This is a genomic window from Sporomusa intestinalis, assembly GCF_055383785.1.
In genome coordinates this window covers 885,841-911,166 of record NZ_AP042390.1, presented here as the reverse complement: position 1 = coordinate 911,166, position 25,326 = coordinate 885,841, and the positions used below count along the sequence as shown (strand labels likewise).

The 25,326-nt window shown below is 51.8% G+C and carries 17 protein-coding genes and 7 riboswitches; of the genes, 1 reads left to right on the top strand and 16 read right to left on the bottom strand.

Going from position 1 to position 25,326, the window contains the following annotated elements:
* Positions 1–2 precede the first annotated feature (2 nt).
* From ACZ481_RS04170 to ACZ481_RS04125, 10 genes are all read right to left on the bottom strand, one after another.
* Positions 3–890 carry an energy-coupling factor transporter transmembrane component T family protein gene (locus tag ACZ481_RS04170; protein WP_464768917.1) on the bottom strand — a complete coding sequence of 296 codons (888 nt, stop codon included), beginning with the start codon at positions 888–890 and terminating at the stop codon, positions 3–5.
* Positions 853–2,541 carry an ABC transporter ATP-binding protein gene (locus ACZ481_RS04165; protein ID WP_464768916.1) on the bottom strand — a complete coding sequence of 563 codons (1,689 nt, stop codon included), beginning with the start codon at positions 2,539–2,541 and terminating at the stop codon, positions 853–855. Before ACZ481_RS04165 ends, ACZ481_RS04170 begins: the two co-directional genes overlap by 38 nt.
* A 1-nt stretch (position 2,542) precedes the next feature.
* Entirely contained in the window at positions 2,543–4,195 is a 1,653-nt protein-coding gene (locus ACZ481_RS04160; RefSeq protein ID WP_464768915.1) for a hypothetical protein, read from the bottom strand.
* Between the two features lie 205 nt (positions 4,196–4,400).
* The gene (locus ACZ481_RS04155) at positions 4,401–5,690 is read right to left on the bottom strand and encodes a nitrogenase component 1 (protein ID WP_464768914.1); all 1,290 of its coding nucleotides are present in this window, start codon (positions 5,688–5,690) and stop codon (positions 4,401–4,403) included.
* Positions 5,683–6,978 (bottom strand): nitrogenase component 1, encoded by a 1,296-nt coding sequence (locus ACZ481_RS04150; RefSeq protein WP_464768913.1) that lies wholly within the window; start codon positions 6,976–6,978, stop codon positions 5,683–5,685. Before ACZ481_RS04150 ends, ACZ481_RS04155 begins: the two co-directional genes overlap by 8 nt.
* Positions 6,965–7,777: a nucleotide-binding protein gene (locus ACZ481_RS04145; protein WP_464768912.1), complete on the bottom strand. Its 813-nt coding sequence runs from the start codon at positions 7,775–7,777 to the stop codon at positions 6,965–6,967. Before ACZ481_RS04145 ends, ACZ481_RS04150 begins: the two co-directional genes overlap by 14 nt.
* 706 nt (positions 7,778–8,483) lie before the next feature.
* Positions 8,484–8,670, bottom strand: a riboswitch (cobalamin riboswitch).
* A 57-nt stretch (positions 8,671–8,727) separates the two neighbouring features.
* Positions 8,728–9,651, bottom strand: coding sequence for a sirohydrochlorin cobaltochelatase (locus ACZ481_RS04140; protein WP_464768911.1), 924 nt, complete (start codon positions 9,649–9,651; stop codon positions 8,728–8,730).
* Between the two features lie 163 nt (positions 9,652–9,814).
* A riboswitch (cobalamin riboswitch) is annotated at positions 9,815–9,999 on the bottom strand.
* A 193-nt stretch (positions 10,000–10,192) separates the two neighbouring features.
* Positions 10,193–10,855 carry a redox-sensing transcriptional repressor Rex gene (locus ACZ481_RS04135; protein WP_464768910.1) on the bottom strand — a complete coding sequence of 221 codons (663 nt, stop codon included), beginning with the start codon at positions 10,853–10,855 and terminating at the stop codon, positions 10,193–10,195.
* 207 nt (positions 10,856–11,062) lie between these two features.
* Positions 11,063–11,245: riboswitch (cobalamin riboswitch) on the bottom strand.
* A 175-nt stretch (positions 11,246–11,420) separates the two neighbouring features.
* The gene (locus tag ACZ481_RS04130; RefSeq protein ID WP_464768909.1) at positions 11,421–13,400 is read right to left on the bottom strand and encodes a TonB-dependent receptor plug domain-containing protein; all 1,980 of its coding nucleotides are present in this window, start codon (positions 13,398–13,400) and stop codon (positions 11,421–11,423) included.
* 150 nt (positions 13,401–13,550) lie between these two features.
* Positions 13,551–13,732, bottom strand: a riboswitch (cobalamin riboswitch).
* 184 nt (positions 13,733–13,916) lie between these two features.
* Positions 13,917–15,887 carry a TonB-dependent receptor plug domain-containing protein gene (locus ACZ481_RS04125; protein ID WP_464768908.1) on the bottom strand — a complete coding sequence of 657 codons (1,971 nt, stop codon included), beginning with the start codon at positions 15,885–15,887 and terminating at the stop codon, positions 13,917–13,919.
* Between the two features lie 212 nt (positions 15,888–16,099).
* A riboswitch (cobalamin riboswitch) is annotated at positions 16,100–16,275 on the bottom strand.
* A 329-nt stretch (positions 16,276–16,604) separates the two neighbouring features.
* A riboswitch (cobalamin riboswitch) is annotated at positions 16,605–16,786 on the bottom strand.
* A gap of 319 nt (positions 16,787–17,105) precedes the next feature.
* Between ACZ481_RS04125 and ACZ481_RS04120 the strand changes: the two genes are divergently transcribed.
* Complete coding sequence (locus ACZ481_RS04120; RefSeq protein WP_464768907.1) at positions 17,106–17,642, top strand: flavin reductase family protein; 537 nt, start codon at positions 17,106–17,108, stop codon at positions 17,640–17,642.
* Positions 17,643–17,710: 68 nt separating this feature from the next.
* On the opposite strand, the gene ACZ481_RS04115 is transcribed toward ACZ481_RS04120, so the two are convergent.
* The 6 genes from ACZ481_RS04115 to ACZ481_RS04090 all read right to left on the bottom strand — a co-directional run bounded on the left by ACZ481_RS04115 (position 17,711) and on the right by ACZ481_RS04090 (position 25,315).
* Positions 17,711–18,163 (bottom strand): OmpH/Skp family outer membrane protein, encoded by a 453-nt coding sequence (locus ACZ481_RS04115; protein WP_464768906.1) that lies wholly within the window; start codon positions 18,161–18,163, stop codon positions 17,711–17,713.
* Positions 18,164–18,188: 25 nt separating this feature from the next.
* Positions 18,189–18,401 (bottom strand): hypothetical protein, encoded by a 213-nt coding sequence (locus ACZ481_RS04110; protein ID WP_464768905.1) that lies wholly within the window; start codon positions 18,399–18,401, stop codon positions 18,189–18,191.
* A gap of 230 nt (positions 18,402–18,631) precedes the next feature.
* Positions 18,632–18,864: riboswitch (cobalamin riboswitch) on the bottom strand.
* Positions 18,858–19,256 carry a response regulator transcription factor gene (locus ACZ481_RS04105; RefSeq protein WP_464768904.1) on the bottom strand — a complete coding sequence of 133 codons (399 nt, stop codon included), beginning with the start codon at positions 19,254–19,256 and terminating at the stop codon, positions 18,858–18,860. It overlaps the preceding riboswitch by 7 nt.
* Before the next feature lie 577 nt (positions 19,257–19,833).
* Positions 19,834–20,970 carry a methylmalonyl Co-A mutase-associated GTPase MeaB gene (meaB, locus tag ACZ481_RS04100; RefSeq protein WP_464768903.1) on the bottom strand — a complete coding sequence of 379 codons (1,137 nt, stop codon included), beginning with the start codon at positions 20,968–20,970 and terminating at the stop codon, positions 19,834–19,836.
* Complete coding sequence (scpA, locus tag ACZ481_RS04095) at positions 20,967–23,153, bottom strand: methylmalonyl-CoA mutase (protein WP_464768902.1); 2,187 nt, start codon at positions 23,151–23,153, stop codon at positions 20,967–20,969. The genes meaB and scpA overlap by 4 nt, the downstream gene beginning before the upstream one ends.
* Complete coding sequence (locus ACZ481_RS04090) at positions 23,150–25,315, bottom strand: methylmalonyl-CoA mutase family protein (RefSeq protein WP_464768901.1); 2,166 nt, start codon at positions 25,313–25,315, stop codon at positions 23,150–23,152. The genes scpA and ACZ481_RS04090 overlap by 4 nt, the downstream gene beginning before the upstream one ends.
* Between the last annotated feature and the right edge of the window lie 11 nt (positions 25,316–25,326).

Below are 25,326 nucleotides of genomic sequence, written 5' to 3'. Positions count from 1 at the left end.
TTTCACATCCACACTTTCATTACATCGTACAGGTCACGCCAGGCCGGAATGAAAAGCATACCGTTGAATTGCAGCACATCCAGAAGTTTTAACCCCAGCAGGAGGACAATTGCGGCCAAAACCCCCAGACAGAACCGCTGTTCGCCTGCCGGCCACTGCTTTATTTCCGCCACCCGTGCTTCCCGCCCGAAGCCACGGCTTTCAACCGAGGCCGCCAGAGTTGCTGCCCGCCTCAGCGTCCTTGCCAGAATGGGAAAGAGGGTCTGGAAGGCGGTTTGAATCAGCCGGCGGGGCGCTAATGCCTTTAACGGCTCAAACCCCCGCAGCCGCTGCGCAGTCAGGACAATAGCCGTTTCCTGAAAAATAACCGGCAGAAAACGCAGGCCGCTGATCAGCATAAAGGCCAGCTCATACGGCATTCTCCAGGCAACAAAACTTTTAAGCAGTTGCCGGGGATCTGACGTCCAGCTCAGCAGCAAACCTAACGACAGCATAGTTGCCGAGCGCAAGGCCTGGACCGCGCCATACTCCAGCCCCTCCCGGTAGACAAACACGCCGCCGGTCAAAGCCCCGAGAACCGGCAGGGACGGTGGTACGAGGCAAGCCACAATGGTTCTTGGCTCGCGGGAATAAAACAATGCCTGGCTGACCATCGACCCCCATAAACCCAGCAGGACAAAAATAATCAGTATCCGCCATCGCGGCGCGCTTGACCGGGCCAGGATGTGCATAGCCAAAGTCAGGCAAAACAACAAATATAAGGTACGGGGACTGTCAATCAGAATCGCGGCCGCTGCAAACCCGGCCAATAATACTACTTTAGTCCGTACGTCAAGTTTATGCACCAGGGTATCACCCGGCGTTGCTTCCCAGACATCCCTGACGGACATACCGCACCACCTCCTCTACCCCCATGGCCACGCCGCCATACAGTTGCTGCGCCACCAGCAAAGCAGCCGGCGGCTTTAAACCCGCCCGGCGCAGCATGTCATCCTGATTGAAGACTAAAGACGGCGGCCCGTCCGCCGCCAGGCGCCCCTGGCACAGAACAATGACCCGGTCGGCATGACCGGCGGCAACCTCGGTGTCATGAGTACAAAACACCACTGTTCCTCCGTGCGCCACATACTCTTTCAACAAGACAATAATGTCCTCAATATGACCGATATCCTGCCCTGTTGTCGGCTCGTCCAGCAGCAATACCGCCGGCCGGCAGGACAATACGGCCGCCAGGGCCAGCCGCAGGCGCTGGCCGCGGCTAAGAGCCAGCGGGAACTCTTCTTCCCGGCCGTTTAACCCCATTTTCAGCAGCAGTTCCCGGCAGTAAGGCGTGAGATCGCTTCCTCCCTGCTGCCGGGGAGCAAAGGCCACCTCATCGGCTACCGTACTGTTAAACAGCATCAGATCCGGATTTTGCAATACCATCCCCACCTGGCGACGTACAGCGGCCAGCGGCTGGCCTAATACCCGCACGGCTCCCTGCTGCGGCGTCAACAGCCCGCCTATCTGTTGCAGCAAGGTTGATTTCCCGGCCCCGTTATTGCCCATAAGCGCCACAAACTGCCCCCGGGGAATAACGAGATCAATATGATCCAGAACCGGCTGGCGGCTCCGCTCATACCAGAAAGATACCTTCTGAATCTCCATAGCCGGCTCCGAACTGCTGCCGGCTGCCGCCAGCGTACATGCCGTCTGGACCATGGGCGGTACAGGGTACCGCCGCCGGATAGCGGCTACAGCCTCTCCAACCCCGGCCGACGAGGCTACAATCCCCAGCCGCCGGCATATGTCCACCGGCTGCGGCACCCTGAGGCCATTGTCGGCAAACAACTCCGGACAGCCGAACGCCGCCTCTCTGGTACCCTCCCACAGCAGGTTTCCTTCCTCCATAATGACAACGCGGTTACATAGCGGCATAACCTCATGCAGGCGGTGTTCCACCAGAATAACGGTAATGCCAAGCTCCCGGTTGATTTTTTCCAGCACGGCCAACAATTCAGTAGCCCCCTGAGGATCAAGTTGGCTGATCGGTTCATCCAGGGCTAGAATAGCCGGCCTGGCCGCCAATACCGAGGCGGCCGCCAGGCGCTGTTTTTGCCCCCCTGACAGGGCATGTACGCTTGCTTCCCGTTTATCGAGCATCCCTACCAGCGTCAGGGCCTCATCAACCCGGCGGGTAATGTCGGCGGCAGCCATGCCCATATTCTCCAAAATAAAAGCCGTTTCGTCATACACTGTTGTGGAAAAAATCTGATCCTCCGGGCTTTGGAACACCATTCCCACCGTCCGGCTCAGCTGGCTGACACTGAGCCGGCGGGTATCCTGCCCGTTCACCAGCACAGTACCGCCCAGCACCCCGCCGCTCTCTTCCGGAATAAGTCCATTAAGCATTTTTAGTAATGTACTTTTGCCACAGCCTGTCGAACCGGTAATCAGTACGAAGTCGCCGGCCGCTACCTGCAGGTTGAACTGATTGACACTGGGCTGACTTGCATGTTTATACGTAAAGGTTACATTCTGCCATTCCACCAAAAACTGCATCTCAGTCCCCCCCTACCCGGCATAAACGGCTGCCAAGCCGCACACCGCAGACCGCGCCAATGGCGGTATATAAGAAGCCGTTAATCAATAACAGCAGATAAATATACCAGTCGGCATAGTACATCCGGTATAACACCGACAGGCCTTGGAGACTAACATAGGTCGCAATACTGTCGGCCACCCCGCAGATCAAGGCCAGGCAGGCAATCTTATGCCAGCTCAGGCCGGCTGCCGCATGGGCTGACTGCAGGTGGCGGTACAGACCGCTGCTGTACAGCAGCGTTTCCAGCAGCAGGGCATTAATCCCATAAGACAATAAACTAATCGGTGATACCTGCCCGAAGGCCAGCATTCCCAGCAGGAGACGCACAATAATCATCAGGGCGATAACCCCTGGCCGGGGAATCAGTATAACCAGCGCTATGATCATCATATACAGCATAATACTGTGAAATAAGCCGGTAACAATAAACCCGAAAGGCCCCATCAGAATATGAAAGAAATCACTGAGCAGGGTGGACGGCACCGTAACAACCGCAAACGCCGCCGCCCCGAATAAAGCCACCGTCACCAGCCAGCGGGTTTTCAGCGTTGTCAGAACAGACCTGACGCGACTGACAGCCAGCAGCAGCGCCGCCAGCAAAGTAACGGCCGCGCCGCCAATAATGGCCAGGGCTTTTACATCCTTTTTAACAACAGTAAGCACTGTTTCCTGCACAATGGGTGGCGCAAACTCATCTTCCATAATCACCCGCAGGATGTACTGCCCTCCTGTCAGCGCCTGCTCGTTCATATAAACAGGCAGTTGAACAGCCTGTCTGGACTCACCGGTGAGCGCGGCAAAAGCGACCAGCTTATCCTCGTGCCCGCCCAGTGAGCCGGCATCCTTATCCTCGCCGGTTGTTCCCGGCGTAAACAGGCCGGACACCGGCTCGCGGCTATTTGCATCAAGCAACCGGGCCGTAATAACCACCAGTTTTTGCTGCTCAGACGGATTATTGACAATAAGCCGCATGTGGGTAAGCGGGTGCAGCGCCTCCACCTCCAGATTGGAGGCCCCTTTGCCATTGATAATATTTTTATAATAGTCCCAGCTTTTGTCACGCATGACCAGTGTATTGCGTGATAACCGCTCGTCATTTTTTCCATCCCGGTCCAGCGGCAGGATAATTTCCTCAATAACTGCCGGCTGATTGCCAAGACTCCGGCCTGTTGTAATTACGGTAAATGGTATCTGCCGGCTCTGCCGGCCGTCGCTGATGGTAATGGCATAGGTACCTGGTATTACATCTGCCGCAGCCTGGATTGTCAATAAGTCGAACCACTGGCTGTAGCCGCCGGCTAAGTCAATGTGCCGCTGCAGAATATCCCCCTCCGGGTGTTGTTCCACCTGCCATACAGTAGACCTGTCAACTAGAGAAAATCCGGGGGGCAGTTTAATGGAAAGTGTGGCGGCAACCGCAGCCTGACTGCGGTTTTCGATGCTGTACAGGGCCTGCAGCTGACTCCCCGGCCTGACGCCTTCCCGCGGTTTTCCTAAATAGTAAGGTACTTGCAACGAAATAGTAACATCATCATTTGTTTGCCCTGCCCCTAATGGCGGCAGCAGGCAAAGAGCGATGAGATATAAACTGAGCAATGCTGTTAGTTTCATAATTTTCCTTCTACTCCCGCACCTTTTCCATTATCCGGAGGCTGGCCACCTAAAAAGCAGCACATAAAAACGACACAGGCAGCAGCACATAGGTGCTGAAATTACCCATGTCCTCATGCGAATCAATCAACATGGCCACAACCCGCTCACCTTTCTTTGTTCAATTCAGCCGCAGCATCTTCCCGGTTGGAGCAGGCAGCGCCGCTCAATATTGCTGGCAAACAGCAATATATCTTTCCCACAGGCTCTCCAGCAGATGAACAGCTCCCTGCAGCCCCATAAACGGTCGATGACTGAGCCGGATTTCATCATATACAGGCAAGGCTATATTCTGGTACACCACCGCCTGCTGTTGGTTGCGACACAGCCAGACCCGTTCATTGCTGCTGGCAAGCAGCAGTCCTGTCGTCAGTTGATTTAAGCAGTCTGCCAGTGCCTGGCCGTCTTTTTTGGCATCGATTACCCGGCCTAAGCCTGCCGGAATCTGCTGCATAATTCCGCCCTGCGCAAGGATCGTCAGCTTAGCGGTGTCCACCCACTCCCGCCGTATTGCCTGGGCCATCCCCAGTGCGGTGGAAGCAGGGGCCGCCACCAGCACCTGGTCAAACCACAGTTCACCCCAAATCCGTTCCATCTCCAGGGTGGCGCTGCGCAGCCGGCGCTCCAGCAAATCCCGTTCCTTACCGGCTATTGCCAAATCCTGCTTTGACTTGCCGCCGGCCTGCCCCAGCGCACAGAGCCATTCCCAGGAGCCTTCCAGCCCATACGGCGGCGGCGCGGCCACATAGGGTATACCATACTGGTCTTGCAGTAACAAAGCTGTTTCCAGCCCCAGCTCAGCATGTAAGACAATATTCAGATCTGCCTGAGCCATGGCGGCGATGCCGGCCTGGCTGGAACCGGCCCCCGGGCAGGCCAGCACCTGGTAGCCACACACTCCCAGCAGGCGCTTAATTTCCTGTATATCACTGACGGCATTATAATAGCCGCAGGTGGCCCCCAATAAATTGACCGTGCCCGCCTTTCCTGGCAGGCCTTTTGGCAACGGCATTGCGGAAAAATAGGCTTTAGCCGCGGCCCGGTATCCCTCTTGAAAGCTCCCGCCCAAACCGCCGCTTTCCAGACAAATTACCGGACAGGCCATAGCGGCCTGCCGGGCAATCGCGGCAAGATCATCGCCGATCAGACTCACTGAGCAGCTGCTTTCAATAAATACCACAGCCGGGCGGGTAGTTTCCTTGACGGTTTGCAGAGTCGCCAGCAGGGCCTCTTCAGTACCGTAAATCACTGCATCATTATCGACCTGGGAGCAAAAAAAGCGGCTGCCAATATCAGGGCAGGCATGCTCCAGAAAGCGGAGGGCATAGAAATAGCACCACAACGGGCCGTTGCCGACAATAACCGCATCCTCAATCCCGGCAAAAAACGCCGCCGCCCCGGTCAGGGCACAGGCATTGAAGCAGCTTTGGACATCATGCCACTGTTGATCAGCCATATAATATTCCTCCCCGCTGGACCGGACGCTGGGCCAGGCGTTCCAGTTTTTGCAGTTGTTGGATGAAACCGCTTATACCGATAGGCGGTAATACCGGCACAAAAAACTGGCGCAGCGTTTCATCATCTAATTCATGCGTAGTCAGCACCAGCTCAGTTGTACTGAATACTTCCCCGGCCTGACTTTGCAGCAGGACAGGCACCTTTGTATATGCGGCCAGGGCCTGCCGCAATAATTCCTGCTGCTGGCCGGTCACCCCCTGCAGCAAGACAATAGCCACCAGCTCCATTTCGGCCTGGGCAAGCAGCTCCAGCACCCAGCCTGGTTCAAAATACGGCAGCGGCCGGCCGATAACTAAGGCAGCCCGGGCCAGGCGCAAGGTCCGGCGGCTTTCCCCGGCAGCGGCCTGCAACCGCTGCTGTTCAGCGGCAATTGCCTGCCGGGCTGCCTGAGGCCGTTCCAGTAAGGCCCCCAGCTCAGCCAGCCACGCCGCGGTCCCTAACCAGCCTATAGGATGGTCCCGGTCAAAAAACGGCGTGCCGCACCTTTTTTCGAGTCCGGCGGCCAGTTTGCGAATCCAGGCATAGGACTGGGACCTGCCGCCAATCAGGATGTTCAGTGATGACGCGGCAACCAAACCCATGTCATTAAGCGAGGTATAGCCCGGAAAATGCGCATGGACCTTTAAGCCAAAGTAGCCGAGCAATCGTTTCATTTCCCGGCAGTCCTCGCTGTCAGGCCCGCCACGGTCACCTAAAAGCGCAACCGTGCCCGGCAGCACAGGCTGCGGAGTAACCAAACGCTCGGCCACAGCCATGGCCGTATGGTAAAAACCGGCATGATATTCTCCGTCCAAATACCCGCTGCAGGGAGAAGCAATAACCGGTATATTAAATTCCTGTTCAGCCAGAGCGGCCACCTCGGCGATATCATCACCAATGATGCCGGCCACACAGGAACTGGCAATCACAATATAACCGGGCCGGTAGCGCCCGGCTACAGACCGGATGCAGGCCCGCAGCTGCTCCGCTCCGCCGAAGATAGAATGTTCATCATTTAGTTCACTGCTAATTAAGGGGGCCCGGTAACGTCCGGGCATAAACTCCTGCCGGGATATCTGGCGGTAATGAATACCCAGTCCCATCTCCTGGGTTATATGGGCACAGGCTTTAGGGCTGTGAAAAATCACTACAGCCCCTTCGCTGTGGGCTACAGCCCGCCACACGCCAGGCATACTGCAACTGCAGCCGCTCTTCAGGGAGACAACGGGCCGCTTACTCTTGACCATAGCGCAACACCAGTTCCTCAAGGTCTTCAAATTCCAGGGGCGTTGGTACGGACATTTCCTGGTTGTCCAGGATCAAAGCGGCCAGTTGCCGGTAAACAGCAGCCTGGGGTGAGTCCGGCTTCCATTCGATAACAGTCTGCCGGCGAATTTCCGCCTGATGAACAGTCTGATCCCGGGGGATATAAGCAACCAGACGGGTATTAAGTTTGGCGGCAAACTCTTCTAATAAAGCCTGCTCATGCACGATGTTACGGCTGTTGCCAATAATACCGCCAAGCCGGGCCTGACCACGGCCGGCAAACCTTGCTACCCCTTTAGCGATATTATTGGCAGCATACAGCGACATCAGCTCACCGGAGGACACAATATAGATATCAGTGGCGTAGCCTTCACGGATGGGCACGGCGAACCCCCCGCACACCACATCGCCCAGTACGTCATATAAAATAATATGATCTTCCGCAATCGACTGCAGGGCTTTAAGCTTCTCCAAAGCAACAATAATTCCGCGGCCGGCGCAGCCTACCCCCGGCTCCGGACCGCCGGCCTCAACACATTTAACCCCCCGGAAACCGTTATGAACCACATGACTTGTAGTCACATCGTCGCCATATTTTCTGACCATATCAAGCACTGTTTGTTTGCAGGTGCTGCCAAGCAGCAGTCTGGTAGAGTCATTTTTCGGGTCGCAGCCAATCTGGCAGACAGCGTGTCCCTGTTCCGCCAGGGCCGCCGTTACATTGGCTGCTGTTGTCGATTTTCCAATCCCGCCCTTGCCGTAAAACGCAATTTTTTTCATTTTTTTCTCTTGTATTCCTCTCTCCATCAATTCGTAAGAAAAGACTCGGCTTATGTCAAGTCCTTGGGGACGATGGCAGAAGCCGCCTGTGCCCTTTAGGGTATAATCGTTCTTATGTCACGGAATTTCTTTTATAAATTCTGGTAGACGCAAAAAACCCGCTGTTGCGATTGATGCAATAACTAAAAATAAACTCCTGAGCTTAACCCAGGAGTTTATTGCGGCTTTATAAAAGCGTTATCGCAAAATCCCCCTCCCCATCGCTCGTAGGTCAACCGGTGATTGTCAAACAGGCAGTTCTCCTGGCTCTGACTCATCGCTCCTCCAAACCTTCCCACGACCTGCTAGCAGCGGTGGCGTCGCACCGTCGACACACTTCTGGTGTGTTCGGCACTAGCCTCCTTCGGTGGCGTCGCACCGTCAACACACTTTTGGTGTGTTCGGCACTAGCCTCCTTCGGTGGCGTCGCACCGTCAACACACTTTTGGTGTGTTCGGCACTAGCCTCCTTCGGTGGCGTCGCACCGTCGACACACTTCTGGTGTGTCCGGCACTAGCCTCCTTCGGTGGCGTCGCACCGTCGACACACTTCTGGTGTGTCCGGCACTAGCCTCCTTCGGTGGCGTCGCATCGTCGACACACTTCTGGTGTGTCCGGCACTAGCCTCCTTCGGTGGCGTCGCACCGTCAACACACTTTTGGTGTGTTCGGCACTAGCCTCCTTCGGTGGCGTCGCACCGTCGACACACTTCTGGTGTGTTCGGCACTAGCCTCCTTCGGTGGCGTCGCAGTGGCATAATTGGAGTTGCTCCTCATTACAGTGGCGGGACCGCGCCGGTGTTCCACCGGACTTCCCTATTAAGCCCCGCAGGGCACCTGTTTCAGCTGTATTTTGTTAAATCAGTCCGGCTGCTTCCAGCCACACGGTAGCGGCCAATAACCAACTTCCGGCTTATGACTGTCCGTGCCGGTGACCGTGGCTTTTGCCGCAGGCGTGGCTGTGGCCGGGACTGCAGTTGCCCCCAGCCTGGCGGTGGCCATGAAGTGGATGGGCGATGGCAGAGCGGAGATGGTTTACATAGATATCCTGAATGGCGGTATTCTCTCCTAAACCATGGAAATATACATCAACACGGAAGCCGGCCGCCAACAACTGCGACTTCGCCGAATCTTCCTCATCCCCGGCCATGTCGTTGGTTGCATGATCACCAGCCACCAGCAAAAATGGCATCAGGGTAACTTTTTTCACCTGTTGCAGTTTCAGTTTGTCAATAATACGGCTTAAAGACGGAAAACCTTCGACAGTATACACAAAAACATTGTTTAAGCCGGCGTCTGCCAGTTTTAGCTGCAACACCGAGTAAGCAGCATTAGCCGGATGCATACCGCCATGGCCCATAAGCACCACAGCGCTGGCGCCATCATCGGCAGGCAGCTGCGTCTTTAATGCATTAATGGCAATTTCGTAGTCATCGGGATGATTCTCATGACCCATGCAATACAGCAGAGGGCGGCCCAAACGGATTTTATCAAAAGCTTTTTCCTTGGCATGGGCGTAATGGGCAACAAGGACCCTGATTTTTTCATATTCGGCACCTGCCACGATATGCAAAGGCTGGAGGTATACTTCCTTGTAGCCTTCGTCCTGCAGGCGCTGTAAGGCCTGGATCTCATTATCAACCTGAACGCCGGCAGCGGCTAAACGTTTGATGACGGTACGCGAAGTAAAAGCCCGCCGCACCTCATATTCGGGAAAACTAGCGCGGATTTTGTTTTCGACAGTTTCAATATTTAGTTTAAGGGTTTCCTGATAAGAAGTTCCAAAGCTAACAACGACAATAGCCTTTTTTGATGACTTGTTTTGCTCTTGCTCCATAGTTATTGCCTCCTCCATAATCTCCCACATAGGTACCACAAAAATAAAAGCCCTCGCTGGCGCAGGCCGGGAGGGTTCTGTTCAGAGGAAATCAATCCAGATAACCGTAACAATTAACCGCAATTGATATTCTAAATCCCCTCCTCATCGCTCGTGAGTAAAAACGGTGATTGACAGACAGGCAGTTCTCCTGACTCTGGTTCATCGTTACACCCAAACCTTCCCAAGACGGTTGCGTCTCAGTGGCATATCTTAGGCTAACTCCCCATTACAGTGGCGGGACCGCGCCGGCTTTTAACCGTACTTCCCTATTAAGCCCTTTAAGGCACCTGGCTCCTACTATTCAATTTTCAGAAAAACAGCTTATTTATTACCAATAATAGCATCCGTTATCAGCTATTGTCAAACACATCCTGTTTTATACAGAATATAGTGAATATTATACCCGGTCCAAAGGAAAGCTGCAGAAGCTTCGCTTTCCATAACCGGCGCAGGGAAAATCGCTGCCGCTTTAGCAGCGCGATTTACAACTGCCACGCCATCAAATAATAGACCGCAGAGCAGGCACAGGGCGGGCCAAATCATAGGAAAGCTGGCTGATCATCGGGCCGGCGTTGATTTGGATCAGAGCAATGCCTTCAGGCACTGTTACCTGGGTCTGGGTAAAATTGGCTATACCGGCAACACCGGCTGCAACAAGCCTGTCAGTAACGAGTTGGGCCTGTTCGGGCAGCACCGCTACCAACCCGATACTCACCTGCTTTTTCAACACCACAGTCTCCAGATTCCGCAGGGCTTCAATTGTTAAACCCAGTTCAGGGATCCTGACGCCGTAATTCCGCTCATCCATGTCTAAAACCGCAGTGATCCGGAAGCCGGGCGGCAGGAAATTCTGGTAACAATTTATCGATAACAGAGGCATCTCCATGCCCACCACAATGGTGTTCCAAACCGTATTGTAGCCCAGAATTTCACCAATCCACTGCAGCAGAAAATCAATCCTGTAGCCGACACCCTTGGTGCCGAACTCACCGAAAGAGGACAGGTCTTTGCGTATTATCGACGAGCTTATGCCGGTACGCTGGCCGATTTGAATGGACAGGCACATAGTCTCGCCATCATCCAGCATTTTTTTCAGGGCGTTATAATAGATTGCCATCCTGGTTATCGTCAGCTTAGATATATCATCTCTTGTTTTTATCATTTCGCATCTCCCTTTCCCGTAAAAATGAATAAAAAATTAAATACCCGGCTGCCACGACAGCCGGGAAATTTTTACAGCGCACACTAAATAGAAACTCCTGGTCAATGACCAGGAGTGAATTCAGCAGCAAACACAAAGCCAACCTGGCAGTAAATGCCACAGCAAGCCGGTGCGACTGTAATCCCCTCCCCATCGCTCGTGGGTTAAACGGTGACTGTCAGCTAGGCAGTTCTCCTGGCTCTGGCTCATCACTCCACCAAACCTTCCCAAGACAGTTATGTCTCAGTGGCATATCTTGGTTTTGCTCCCCATTACAGTGGCGGGACCGCGCCGGTGTTTAACCGGCTTCCCTATTAAGCCCATAAGGGCACCTAACTCATGATTATTTAATTACAATGTCTGAATATTATACATGTTAATAATACCATTTGTGACAGGAGTTGTCAAACACCTTCGGTTTTGATTTGATGTAACCTTACATTAAAGAGGTAGAGGCAAAACACAACCTCTTAGTATAATCAGAAACTATTTTTGGGTCTTATATCAAATCACTTTGGCTGTAACCTCAAAAGGAATATTTCACGCCTAACTGATAATTGCGGGCTGGCATGGGGAACGAGCCAAGTTGGGAATCTCCCACTAATTCATAATCTTGATTTGTTAAGTTATTAACTTTGAAATAGGCGCGGGCATGCTTATCAATAGAATAATTCATAGCCAGATCCACAATCCAGTAGCGTGAAGAGGTAAACCTCGTTGCACTGCGCCCGGTAGCCCCCGTGCCATCAATATCAATATTCCATTTTTCATCGGCATAGCTAACCCCTAGCCGGTAACCGTTTGGCTGCGAGTTTTCCGGGTCCTGAATATAGGCAGCACCAGTTTTTTCCTCAACCTTTAAATAAGAATATCCTGTCATAACAGTCCAGAGTGGCGAAATAGCCCGCCGTAATTCTATGTCGACACCCTTTTTGCGTAATTCGTTGATGTTGGACGGTGTATATACAGTTGTAGAGATACCGCTGTCATCATATGTATATGAGCCCCAGTCAATTGCATCGTGCAGCTTGCTTTGGAAATAACTGGCCTTAACATATGTCCGCTTATCCAATTTTTTATTGATGCCTATTGTCGTCGTATAGCCGGTTTCAGGTTTTAGGTTGGTATTGCCGACCAGCTTGTATCGGTAGATTTGCCCTCCATACTCATACTCACTACCCTCCTCCGGCCAGAATAAATCATCTACCAGCGGCGCATTAAAAACCTTGCCCCACGATATGTACATGTCTGTGGTTTCATCCATCTGGTAGTTCAATGAAGCCCGCGGCGTTGCCTTGGAACCGAACGTACTATGGTGGTCATACCTGATGCCTGGAGTCAGAATCCATTTGTCATTTAGCTGCATCCGGTCTTCCAAGTATGCTGCCTTATTGGTAATTTCCTGATTACCCATTGAGGTGTGCTGCACCCGGGTATTGCGCCATTCCACGCCCCCGACCAAAAGGTTTTTGTCATCTAGGTGCCAGCCATCCTGCCAGGCAATGCCGGTTTCCTTATTGTTGTACATCGAATCCTCATCGGTATCATGCAATTCATACTTATGATAATTTTGGTACAAGCGCAAGTATCCCGGGGTTGTTGATGATTTATCCATATTATATGTCAAATCCCAGTTATTGGTAAGCGTATCTAAATACGCACTGGGATTATGGTTTATAAAACCAAGTGGCTTATAAGGCTGCCCCTTATGGTCGTCAGCATGCTCCGCGCTGAATGTCAGTGAGGTCGTGTCGCTTAATTCCCTGTCAATACGGATTGTCATGTTTTTCTGATCATACGCGCTGTTCGGCATATCTTTTACGGTGCCAAATTTAAAATCTTTATAGGCAGAGTGATCCTGCTCTTCTTTCCCTGCTGTAATAAACCAGTTCCAGCCTTCCTCAGCGCCTGCTGTGGTAAGCTCATACTGCCTATACCCCCAGGAGCCGGCTCCGATATCAAGAGTCGAACGACTTTCGCCGCCTTGCCGGGTAATAATATTAATAACACCACCTACAGCGTCTGAGCCATATATTGCTGACGCCGCTCCTTTTACGATCTCAATGCGCTCAATATTGCTTAGGGAGGGAAGAACATTTAGATTGTAGGTCGCCTGACCATGGCCTGGTTTCTTATTTAAATTCACCCGACGTCCATCAATCAGGATGAGCACCCGCTCATCACCATTGAGGCGGACATATTCTTCCGCCCCCGGAAAACCCTGCTGTCGTATTTCAACGCCATTGGCATGTTTTAACACATCGGCCAGGCTCTTATAATGTCCGTTTTCAATCTCCTCTCTATCGATGATTGAAACATTAGCCGCTGCCTGGGAAAGCTTGGTTGGTACCCGATTGGCTGTAACCACTACCTGATCAAGCACATATGCATCCACTTCTTCGGCGTAGGAAACCCCTGGCCACTGTGTTAAGAGCGTGCCGGCCACCATAGCACACAGCCAGGCATGCCTTTGCCTGTTCGGCTTGTTCGACTTTCTTGTTTTCACACATCTCATCTCCATAACAATTTATAATTCCTGCAGAACGGGTGCAGTAACCGTCGAAAGGATAAGACCAAATAAAAAACTCCCAATATATTATTGGGAGAACATAGATACATTAAGTATTCGCATCCCCTCCCCATCGCTCGTAGGTTAAACGGTGATTTGCAATAGGCAGTTCTCCTGGCTCCGGATCATCGCTCGTCCAAACCTTCCCAAGACCTTCGTCTCAGTGGCATCTCTTGGATTCACTCCCCATTACAGTGGCGGGACCGCGCCGGTATTGCACCGGACTTCCCTATTAAGCCCTTACGGGCACCTATTGATCATATTAAATTTTCTGTAAATATCATGTTTAATATTACCATTGCCGCTTAGGGTTGTCAAACATATTTCTTCCGGTTAATACAATTCCAATATTCCGGCCCATGACTGCGGGGATCATCCCTGTTCCGTGCCGTCCCCTGTGCTAAAAACAAATACCAGCACTTTAAACGGCTGGTATTTGCCCATAATATAATATTAGAACTTATATTTATAACTCAGCATGTAATTAATGGGGGTTGTGTAATAGGCCGAACTGGTATGGTTGACATTGTCCTGCCTGTCCAGCACATTATCAATACTCAAGTTAATTTCACTGACTGCGTCAACGGCATAATTGACATGTAAGCTTGTTAATAAATAAGGCTTGGTTTCAAAAGAGTGCGCATTGCTTGGCGTAAGCACCCGCTTGGCCAGGTAATTCGCCGAGAGGCTGGCCGTCCATTTATCCATCTGGTACGTAGCCCCGCCATTGAGCTGCAGCCGGCCGAAGTTTCTGTCCCAATAGGTTTTAACGCCGGTTTTTTCGGATTTTGCCCTGCCCTTGGGATCACTGTAGGTCAGCCCGTACTGGTAAGACCAGCCGTTATGTCCCTGAATATCGGCGCTTAACTCGATCCCCGTATTTTTCAGATCCTCATTGACGGCGTAATATTTGTCAGATTGTTTGCTAAAGCTGATATTATCCTCAATCTCATAATTAAATAGTGCCGCCCGCCATTTGTGGTTATTATGATTTTTCTTCCAGCCAACTTCATAATGAATACCGGTCTGGGGCCGAAGATTGGGGTCGCCGACCACCATAGTACCGCCAGTGGAGTACATCTGGCCAAAAGTTGGCATTACATAGGACTGGCCAATGCTGGCATACACACTGGCGTCGGCCGACAGCTTATGGACAAACTGTCCCTGGGCGCTGAAGTTGTGATAATTTTTATCTTCGGCAGCCCCGCCTGTCCAGCTTTTCCGGGCACTGAGCGTAAAGGTATCGGCCTCCCGCAGAGGCGCTTCCCATTGGCCGTAAAGGGAATAATTATTGCGCTCATAGCGGGTGCTTTCTTTCACTTCCGGCGTATAGCTCTCATTTTGATAGGTTGCGCCAAATAACAGCGTACTGCCGCTCGTCTGCCAGATATTTTGCAGGTCGAAACCATATGTGCGATTCTTCTCCTTGGAATCTTTCCATTGCGGATATTTGTCGCTCTCGCCGGTTGAACTGTAATAGTCCATCCCGGTAGAATGCAAACTGTTGGCATTATAGTATAGATTGCCTTTTAAATCGCCCTGCTTCACATTAAGCTGCACAAAATCCTTGGTATTATCGTGCCGGCGATTGTAGCGCGCCTTGTCATCAATAAAATAAGGATAATCATATTTAGCGTCATAGCCTTTACCAAAGGTATAGGTAAAGCGGCTGACTGATTCATTATGACTGTACATTAAGTCCACATTTTCATCAAAAACATAATTGAGGGTAATATTATTTTTCTCCGAACCATTAAATGCATTATACATTTCCGGAGTGGCCAAGTTGGAAGAAACTTTGCCAACATCGCCCCACTTATCATAGGTATAGCTGAAACCCAGCTTACCGGCCTGCGTCGTCAGCGCATAGTTTTGCTGCCCCTTGTTGCCGCCGCCGACAGTAACGGTGTTCGGCATTTCCTTCTTTGTGATAATATTGATAACACCGCCGGTAGCCTCGCTGCCATATAAAACAGACCCGCCGCCCTTGACCACCTCAATGCGTTCCACGTTTTCCAGAGGCATATCCTCGAGATTATACAACCCTCTTAAATTGGCCGGCGTGCCGTTGATTAGCAGCAGTGTTCCTTTTTCCACACCCCTGATACTAATTTTACTGGTCATAGATCCCAGCGAAGCCCCGCCGGGGCCTTTGGCCTGGTAAATCACGCCGGTGGCCATGGCCAATGCCTGCTGCAGGTTTCGGGCGCCGGTGTTCTGTAACTGTTCGCTGGTATATACGTCAGTTGCCGCCCCGATATCCAGGTCCTTTTTTTCATAGCGCTGCGCCGTAACCAAAATCGTGTCCCAGACATATTCCTCTGTAGCTTCGATATCCTCCGCATGGGCAGGCGAAGCCAGCGCCAGTGTGGAAAACAACAGTGCCGCTAAACCAATGTTTCTGTTGTGCTTGCTTACTCTCATTTTTCTCTTCTCCTCTTACTTAGTCTACCTTTGCTATTAGTTGCTTGCGCTAGCCCTTATGGCAGCCGGCAATTTGGGCCACCGTCCGGCATTACCCGTAAAAAATACCCCTCACCAGTGACAGCAAGGGGTATTCTACAGGTTAGGCCATGAAAACACCGGGAAAGCTTTATTATGTATGGCATAACCCACCTCCTTATCGCTCGTAAGTGCAGTGTGTAATAAGATAGGCAGGTATTCTGGCTCAGATTCATCATATTGTTCTGTCTTCCCGGAACAAGCCAGTGACACAGTTGAACAATACTCCTCTTTACAGCGGCGGGACCGCGCCGGGATTACACCGGCTTCCCGATTAAGCCCTCAGGGCACCTATCTTCGTCTTTATAAAATTTTTTGCTCAAATTCTGCTACATATATTGTCAGCCCTACGCCAGCCTAGGACCTTAACCGGATTGACAGTTCAGCCTTCTGGAAAAAAAAATCGGGTCATAAAGACCCGTGCCAATAGGCGCATAACTTAAAGGAGTTTTAGAAAAATGGCAACTAATAAGAAAACTCCCAACTGCTATTGCAGGTGGGAGAAATTCTACAGTGGTGACTAAATCAAAACTCCTGGTAATATACCAGGAGCAAATTCAGCAAAAGGACACATTCAACCTGAATAAATCAGGTTCAAAAGTGTTTACTGTAATCTCCTCCCCATACCTCGTGGGTAAAACGGTGATTGTCAGCTAGGCAGTTCTCCTGACTCCGGATCGTTGCTTGCTTAAACCTTCCCAGGATCTTTATCCCAGTGGCATATCTTAAGCTTGCTCCCCGTTACAGTGGCGGGACCGCGCCGGCATCGCACCGGACTTCCCTATTAAGCCCTGAAGGGCACCCAACTCAAACAATATTCAATTTCACTGTTATGGTACATATTATACAGGACATCTTTTCCTTTGTCAATATTTACTGCCCTTGTTTTCTAAAGATTATAATAATCAATAGCCGACCCCCCGCTTCCTGCTGCTACAGCGGCTTCAGCGGTCCCGCCACCCTGCACTGCAGTATTAACAACAAATTCATAAAATATTCAATTCAAAAAAGCAAAATGTACGCCCTTCCTGCTTTTTATAGTACCCTTTTAGTTAGTATCTTACCAAAAAGTACGTACTTTCTGCTGCTTGCAGGTTAGTGTATCATAGAGACAACGAATTTTTAAAGGAGGATATTACTGTGAAAAAAGAAATTGAAGTATTTGATTATGCTAATGAGATTATGAAAGCGGTCAAAACAGGCGTTTTGCTGACCACAAAGGCCGATGACAAAGTGAACTCTATGACTATTGGTTGGGGTACTCTCGGCATTGAATGGTCAAAACCGATTTTTACAGTTTTCGTTAGAGAAAACCGTTTTACCAAACATCAACTTGAACAAAATCCGGAATTCACAATAAATATACCCTATGGTGCTTTTGATAAAAAAATATTGGGGGTTTGCGGGACAAAATCCGGTCGTGAACTGGATAAAATCAAAGAGCTTAACCTGACGCTGGAAAAACCTAATCATATTTCGGTTCCTGCTGTCAAAGAGCTTCCTTTAACGCTTGAGTGCCGGGTTATATACAAGCAAAAACAAGATGAGCGTGAAATTACCGCAGAAAACAGGAAAACATTTTACCCACAGGATGTTGACAGCTTATTTCACGGTGCAAACAAGGATTTTCATATCGCTTATTACGGAGAGATTGTTAGTGCGTATATTATCGAGTAGTATAAGCTTGCAGTGCCGGCCTTGCCCGGCCTGCCCTAATGAATCCTTGGGCGAACACCTATACCCTGTCATTTAGTTTTGGTTAATTTTTCCAGAACATTGCTGGTAATGTCCTTACCGCCATAAATGGTGGCATTTTTTTGCACCACCACCGTAATCCCTTCGGCAGCTGCGACTTCCCTGATAGCCGCATCAATTTTAGTTGTGATGGCGGTTAGCAATTCCTGCCGCTTTTGCTCCAACCGCTGCCGCAGCTGCAGCTCCAGTTCCTGTTTGCCGGCATCGCTGAGACCGGCCGCTTTGCTGTCATATTCCTGTTTGGCCTGCTCATGCTCAGCCTGCAGCCTGTTATCGGCCTCAGGCTTATCCGGATGCTGATTGAGTAAAATACTGTAATCCACTACACCGACCGGCGAGACAGCCGGCTTTTTTTTGCGCGCGGCCTCGCCGGGCTGCGCCAGCCCCAGGAGGCCGGTCAAAAACACAACTAAAGTTAACAGAATCAGCGCTTTTGTTTTCATCGACAATAGAATTACCTTCCTTCTATTAGTATTGTACTGCTTTGTTGCTTGTCATTTTACATTTGGTGGCAAACTCCACATAGCCTTCCAGGGCCTCAATGACCGACTGTTCCCGAGAATGGCTCCCCTCAGCGGGAAGGCTGTCCAGCGTCTCAGTAATGATCAGCCTAATTTGTTCGGAATGGTAGCCGCAGGCCAATAGCATCTGGGTCAGCTTTTCGATTTGTTGGTTTTTCATAAATAAAACAACTCCTAACCGCAAGTAGTAAATTCAGGCGCCCATCCTTATGTGAGGTAGATTTGAGGGATATAAATCTTGGGCTGAAAAACGCTGTTATGCAGCGTGCCCTATAATAGTTAAGGATAATAACAATAAAAAAATCCCTTACGGGAGTATTTTACAGAATGCCGCCGGCATGTCCACTCTGGTGGCTGCAAAAATCTCCTCCCTGTCACTCGCAGGTAAAAATGGCGATTGTCGGACAGGCAGTTCTTCTGACTTGCGGATCATGGCTTCCCGCGCCCGTCGCTAACGCTTTACCGGCCGGCACGCCGCAGGCGAAGCCGGTACCAGCCTCATGCAGAGGCGGTGCAGGTCAGCTATGAGAGGTTGCTCCCCGTTTACAGTGGCGGGACCGTGCCGGTGTTACACCGGACTTCCCTATTAAGCCCCGAAAGGCACCTATCCCGTTATTTACTTTTTATCCAGCACCATATTCTGAGGCAGCCCTAAAGTACCGTAATCAAGGGGAAAATTTTTACTGATCAGTTCCGTCCGGGAACATGCCCCGGTTTTGGCCAGCAGGTTGCGTACATGGGATTTTACAGTTTCAAAACCAATACCAAGCATTTTGCTGATCTCCTTATTGGTCTTGCCGGTAGCAATGGCATGCAGAATATCCTTCTCCCGCCGCGTAAAAATAACCCTGACGTTATCATTGTCGTTAGCAATCCGGTAGTCAAAAACAACCATAATATACGCCTGTTCATCGGAATAAATTGAACAACAGCTAAAATTAATAACAACACTTTGATAATGTAAGATACCACTGTAATTAAGCAGCCTTGTTTTTTTTGTTCTTACCATGGCCATAAAACACCGGCAGATACTTTTAAACTGTTTGCTTAATTCAGAGCTGATATTTGCGAACACCTTCTTTGCCTTTGGATTTGCATAAATTTTTTCCAGCCTGCCATTAAAAACACAAATACCCTGATTAGCCTGTTGAAAAACCTCCCAGTATTTTGACATTTTTAACCCTCAGTTTTCATCGTTAGATTTGCCAACAATTCTGCGCATTGATGAAGGCATTTATTTAGTTTTTATTAAAATATCTATTTCCAGGATATCTCAGGATAAGCATGGCGTAAATGCCTCAGATGAGGTATTTTTGGATAATATTGCAAAAAAAGTGACAATATTCTATCTTAATTCACAATACTCCTTGCATAAGGAAAAGCAGGCCTGTTCTATGCTCTTCCGGGCACACCGGCGGTGCTTACTTACCTGGCTGGACTATGCCAAACCTGTTTACTGTACAACAAAGGCTCCCCGCCGGAGGAGAGCCTTTGTTGGATATAATCATAAAACATAGGGGTTGGCTGGCCACTCATGTTAGTTGAGCAATTAAATAAAGCGGACTGGGCAATGTTCTTTTCCATATGTACTTTTATTGGCCGCCTTCATAGACAGCCAGCAATTCTGTTACAGCCTTAGTTGCCATCAATTCACCGCCGGCTACGCCCTGCTCAATGCGGGGCAGCTGCGCCTGCACCGCAGGATGCTCATAAAACCGGCGGTACAGGTGCTCCTCGACCATGGTGCGCAGCCAGGCCAGGGCCTGTTGCTGCCGCCGGATGTCAAAGGCCCCGCTGGACCGGGTGTGTTTGATAAACTGCTCCACATTGCCCCAGAGTTCAGGTATGCCGTCCCCGTACAAGGCTGAGCAGGTTAGGGCCTGCGTTACCCAGCCCTCGGTAGCCGGGCGCAGGTAGTGCAGAATCTGTTCATACTCGCCCCGGACAGTCAGCGCCCTGACCCGGTTATCGCCATCGGCTTTATTGACCACAATAAAGTCAGCCAGCTCCATAACGCCTTTTTTCATCCCCTGCAGCTCATCGCCGGCCCCGGTCAGCACCAGCAGCAGGAAACAATCGACCATCGACCGTACTGTTACCTCACTTTGCCCCACACCAACCGTCTCTACCAGGATAATATCATAGCCGGCCGCTTCGCACAGGATCATCGTTTCCCGGCTTTTCCGGGCTACCCCTCCCAGCGTGCCGCTGGAAGGGGAGGGCCGGATAAAAGCATTAGGTTGGCGGTTCAACTGCTCCATTCTGGTTTTATCACCCAGGATACTGCCTTTTGTTACCGTGCTGCTGGGGTCTACCGCCAATACTGCGACTTTATGCCCCTGCTGGCAGAGACGGCAGCCCAGCCCTTCAATGAAGGTACTCTTGCCGGCCCCTGGTACACCGGTAATGCCGACCCGGATGGCATTACCGGCATAAGGCAGCAGGGACTGCAGCAGCTGCTGGGCCAATTCCCCGTGACGGGGCAGGTTGCTTTCCACCAGGGTAATGGCCCTGGCCAGTATGCCCCGGTTCCCCTGTCTGATTCCCTCGTAATAATCGTCCACAGTCAGCCGCGGCGGCAAACCGGCCGGCGGGGGGAGCGGCGCCGGCTGCGCCCCCGGCAAACCGTCGTGTTTGGTTGCCACCCCATCCATAACCCGGCTGGCGAACCCGGGCTCCTTGCCGCCGGCCGCCCACTCGGGCAGCCGGCTCTGGGGCTTATCGCTCACTGTGCTGTCCGGGAGCGGGTCAGGAGAATATCCAGAATCCGCTGCGCCGCTATCGGAATGACGGTGCCGGGACCAAAGATGGCGGCAGCACCATGGGTGCGGAGAAATTCATAATCCTGGGCCGGGATGACACCGCCAGCTACCACTAATATGTCCTCCCGTCCCCGCGCTTGCAGTTCTTCGATCAGCTGTGGCAGCAGGGTTTTATGGCCGGCCGCCAGTGAACTCATGCCGACAACATGCACATCATTGTCCACCGCCTGCTGGGCTGTTTCCGCCGGTGTCTGGAACAGGGGACCGATATCCACATCAAAGCCCATATCGGCAAAGGCGGTAGATACAACTTTAGCCCCCCGGTCGTGACCGTCCTGCCCCATCTTGGCGATCAGAATCCGCGGACGCCGTCCTTCCAGTCCGGCAAATTCATCAGTCAGGGCCCGGACACGCTCAATCTCCTGCTCGTCATTAAACTCACTGCTGTACACGCCGGAAATAGAACGGATAATCGCCTTATGCCTGCCAACCACCTGCTCGACCGCCGCCGATATTTCCCCCAGGCTGGCACGGGCACGGGCGGCCTTAACAGCCAAATCCAGCACATTGCCTTCACCTGTCGCCATCGCTTTGGTAATGGCAGCCAGGGCCGACTGCACCGCCGCCTCGTTGCGATTGGCCCGCAACTGTTCCAGCCGGCGTAGCTGGGCTTCCCGGACAACCGTATTGTCCACCTCCAGGATTTCCAGCGGATCTTCCTTATCCAGCCGGAACCGGTTAACACCGACAATCGTTTCCTTACCGGAATCAATTTGGGCCTGCCGTCTTGCCGCCGCTTCCTCGATCCGCATTTTCGGCAAACCGGTATCAATGGCCTTAGCCATCCCGCCCAGCGCCTCCACCTCCTGGATATGGGCCCAGGCCTTGTGGATCAGGGCCTGGGTCAGGGCCTCTACGTAATAGGAGCCGCCCCAGGGATCAATTACTTTGCAGATATAGGTCTCGTCCTGAAGATATAACTGAGTGTTGCGGGCAATGCGGGCCGAAAAGTCTGTCGGCAGCGCAATGGCTTCATCCAGGGCATTGGTATGCAGCGACTGGGTGTGTCCCAGGGAAGCGGCCAAGGCTTCAATGCACGTTCTGGCTACATTATTGAAGGGATCCTGTTCCGTCAGGCTCCAGCCCGAGGTTTGAGAGTGAGTGCGAAGGGCCATGGATTTAGGGTTTTTCGGATTAAACTGCTTAATCAGTTTGGCCCAGAGCAGGCGCCCGGCCCGCATCTTGGCGACTTCCATGAAATAGTTTTTGCCGATCGCCCAGAAGAAGGCAAAGCGTGGGGCAAAAGCATCAATATCCAAACCGGCTTTCAAGCCGGTTTTTACATATTCCAGCCCGTCAGCCAGGGTATAACCAAGTTCGATATCGGCAGTTGCCCCCGCCTCCTGCATGTGATAGCCGGAGATGCTGATACTGTTGAACTTCGGCATATGCTGCGAGGTGTAGGCAAAGATATCGCCAATAATCCGGATGGAGGGCTCCGGTGGGTAAATATACGTGTTGCGGACCATAAACTCTTTGAGAATATCATTCTGAATCGTGCCGGTGAGAACCTCCGGCTTGACGCCCTGCTCCTCGGCCGCCACGATGTAGAAAGCCATAACCGGCAGGACCGCACCGTTCATGGTCATGGATACCGACATTTTATCCAGGGGAATGCCGTCAAACAGGATCTTCATATCCAAAATAGAATCGACAGCCACCCCGGCTTTGCCCACATCGCCGACAACACGGGGATGATCGGAATCATAACCCCGGTGGGTGGCCAGGTCAAAGGCAATGGACAGTCCTTTTTGCCCCATGGCCAGGTTGCGTTTATAAAAGGCATTACTTTCCTCGGCGGTGGAGAAGCCGGCATATTGACGAACAGTCCAGGGCTGAGTAACATACATGTTCGGGTAAGGTCCGCGCAAAAACGGCGGAATACCGGATAAATAACGCAGATGTTCAATCCCGGCCATATCTTTTTCTGTATAAAGGGGCTGAATATCAATCTGCTCCATGGTGCGATGCACCAGTTCTGCTACTGTTTTGCCTGTTTCCTGCTCTATCTTTTGCCGCCATTCATCATAAGCGGACGGCTGGAATTGGTTTGTAAACGCCATTGTGGCAAAGTCTGGTTTTGCGGTCATGGAATCATCCCCTTCCTTTTCTGCAGCCGTATCAGGCTGGCATGACAATCAGCCCGGACATGGATAAACTCGTCAACGCCAGCCTCTTTATAAACCGGCTGCAATTCCTCCGGCGGCAAACCGGCCAGAATAACCCAGCATTCCGGCAAAGCCAGTTTTAACTGCCTGGCCAGTTGCGGCACAAGCTCAGGGTAAACGGCGTCAGTCGAGCAAATAACGACAGCATCGGCCTGAGCCTTGCCAGCTGCGGCCACTGCAGTTTCCGGGGTGTCAAAGCCCTCATTGCCAATCAGGGTAAAGCCGCCGACTTCAAAGAAACCGCGGCTAAAATCGGCCCTGGGTTTATGCTGGGGAATGGGTCCCATATTAGCCAAAAAGATTTTCAGGTTTTCCCAGCCCTGACTTACATACTGCTCAGTCGTCAGCCGTACTGTTTCATAAAGCTGCGCTGCCCGGTGCAGGCGCAAAGGCATAACTGTCAGTGCCGCTGCAGCGGGGCTCCGCAGGGCAGCCAGCATTTCACCCAGCGAGCAGCCGGCGTTGACTGCGTCTACAGCATCGGCCACGGTTTTTTCTGTTACATTATTTCTCTGTTCAGCCAGGTGCTCCAGGCACCGCATACGCCGCCCGATATCGGCAGCCGCGCGGAATTCCTGCAGCTCGCTGATCCGGAGCGACCGGATGGCTTCCGGATTGGTCACCGGTTTTTCCAAAGGTTTTTCTGTCAGGTTGGCATATACATTGGTGCCAACAATAGCATCCCGCCGTTTAGACAGATTGGACGCCCGCTTTTGCGCGGTGGCTGCCGCCTGATCCTGGGGAAATCCAGCCTTCACGGCCTGCAGCATACCCCCAAAAGCTTCTGTTCTGCGGAACAGGTCCCAGGCTTTTTGCGCCAGTTCCCCGGTTAAGGCTTCTACATACCAGGACCCGCCGGCCGGATCAACAGGCTGTAATAAGGAGCATTCCTGCTGCAGCATAAGCTGGGTATTGCGGGCAATCCGGCGGGAAAATTCGTCGCTGGGCCTGATAACCTCATCAAATGGCCCGACATATAAACTGTCAAGCCCGCCAGCCACCCCGGCGAAAGCTTCGGTAGTTGTCCGCAGCATGTTAACATAAGGATCATATATTGTCTTGGTGAAGCGCGATGTCCGGCCGTGAATATTAGCCGCGCAATCTGCCTCTTTACCGCCAAAGGCCTGGGCAACCTGATTCCACAATACACGGGCCGCCCTGATTTTTGCCAGCTCCATAAACATATTGGCGCCAAGCGAAAAGGAAAACCGTAAATGCCGGGAGATTACAGAAAAATTCAGTCCGCGCTCCTGCAGTTTATTGACATACTCTACGGCTGTCGCTAAAACAAAAGCCAGTTCCTGTACGGCATTGCCGCCGGCATCATGGTACGGACTGGCATCAGCCAGTATGGTTTTGAGCTGTGGAGCCTGGCTGTCGGCCCAGAAGGTCACCGCCGCCATTTCGTCGTACAGCGCTTCCAGGTCAACGGACAAATACCCCTGTTGTACCAATACCCCTAAGGGATCAGCGGTAATGGCCCCTGTCAGCTCTTTCAGTTCAACCCCCTGGGCCTGGGCCGCACCGGCCACTAAGGCAATAACCGGCAACTGGCTGACACCGCACTGCATGATGACCGGCCATTGTTTAAGAGCAACCCCGTCCAGTGCCTGCAGCAAGTCGGCAAGGCTGGCCAGAGAAAAACCCTGATCGCCGATTTTGCCGGCAGCAGTGCAATCGGGGTCCTCGCCGGCGAGAGTGGCCTTATCCAGCTGTAAATAAATCGCCTGCAGCCCTCTGGTTAACTCATTTTTCAATACCGCATTTACTTCCCTGCCCAGAGGCTGGTCACAAATCTGGGCAATCAGCCAGGGGGCTGTCAGGTAGCCGCCGGCCCGGGTTCCCCGGACAAACGGCTGGCTGCCGGGAGGGCTGGGCAATTCGGAATCCGGCAGATTGTCCGGAGTATAAATGGGTTGTAAGGCAATGTCTTCATAAGTCTGCGTAACTAATCTGCTTTCAAACTTGGCGCCTTTAAGCGCCTTTTCTGCCTCTGTCCGCCACTGCTCAAATGTGGGTGCGGGAAATTCACCGAACAGTCTGCCGGCGGCAGCAGGCTCTGTTTTTATTTCTTTTTCTTTCATTTACAGATGTC

What these genes read in the sequence shown, in the direction of transcription:
- ACZ481_RS04135 (WP_464768910.1), bottom strand. Translation starts at nt 10,855, where the DNA reads ATGATAAAAACAAGAGATGATATATCTAAGCTGACGATAACCAGGATG.
- ACZ481_RS04155 (WP_464768914.1), bottom strand. Translation starts at nt 5,690, where the DNA reads ATGGCTGATCAACAGTGGCATGATGTCCAAAGCTGCTTCAATGCCTGT.
- ACZ481_RS04160 (WP_464768915.1), bottom strand. Translation starts at nt 4,195, where the DNA reads ATGAAACTAACAGCATTGCTCAGTTTATATCTCATCGCTCTTTGCCTG.
- scpA (WP_464768902.1), bottom strand. Translation starts at nt 23,153, where the DNA reads ATGACCGCAAAACCAGACTTTGCCACAATGGCGTTTACAAACCAATTC.
- ACZ481_RS04125 (WP_464768908.1), bottom strand. Translation starts at nt 15,887, where the DNA reads ATGAGAGTAAGCAAGCACAACAGAAACATTGGTTTAGCGGCACTGTTG.
- ACZ481_RS04150 (WP_464768913.1), bottom strand. Translation starts at nt 6,978, where the DNA reads ATGGTCAAGAGTAAGCGGCCCGTTGTCTCCCTGAAGAGCGGCTGCAGT.
- ACZ481_RS04170 (WP_464768917.1), bottom strand. Translation starts at nt 890, where the DNA reads ATGTCCGTCAGGGATGTCTGGGAAGCAACGCCGGGTGATACCCTGGTG.
- ACZ481_RS04090 (WP_464768901.1), bottom strand. Translation starts at nt 25,315, where the DNA reads ATGAAAGAAAAAGAAATAAAAACAGAGCCTGCTGCCGCCGGCAGACTG.
- ACZ481_RS04110 (WP_464768905.1), bottom strand. Translation starts at nt 18,401, where the DNA reads ATGAAAAACCAACAAATCGAAAAGCTGACCCAGATGCTATTGGCCTGC.
- ACZ481_RS04140 (WP_464768911.1), bottom strand. Translation starts at nt 9,651, where the DNA reads ATGGAGCAAGAGCAAAACAAGTCATCAAAAAAGGCTATTGTCGTTGTT.
- ACZ481_RS04105 (WP_464768904.1), bottom strand. Translation starts at nt 19,256, where the DNA reads ATGGCCATGGTAAGAACAAAAAAAACAAGGCTGCTTAATTACAGTGGT.
- ACZ481_RS04165 (WP_464768916.1), bottom strand. Translation starts at nt 2,541, where the DNA reads ATGCAGTTTTTGGTGGAATGGCAGAATGTAACCTTTACGTATAAACAT.
- ACZ481_RS04145 (WP_464768912.1), bottom strand. Translation starts at nt 7,777, where the DNA reads ATGAAAAAAATTGCGTTTTACGGCAAGGGCGGGATTGGAAAATCGACA.
- ACZ481_RS04115 (WP_464768906.1), bottom strand. Translation starts at nt 18,163, where the DNA reads ATGAAAACAAAAGCGCTGATTCTGTTAACTTTAGTTGTGTTTTTGACC.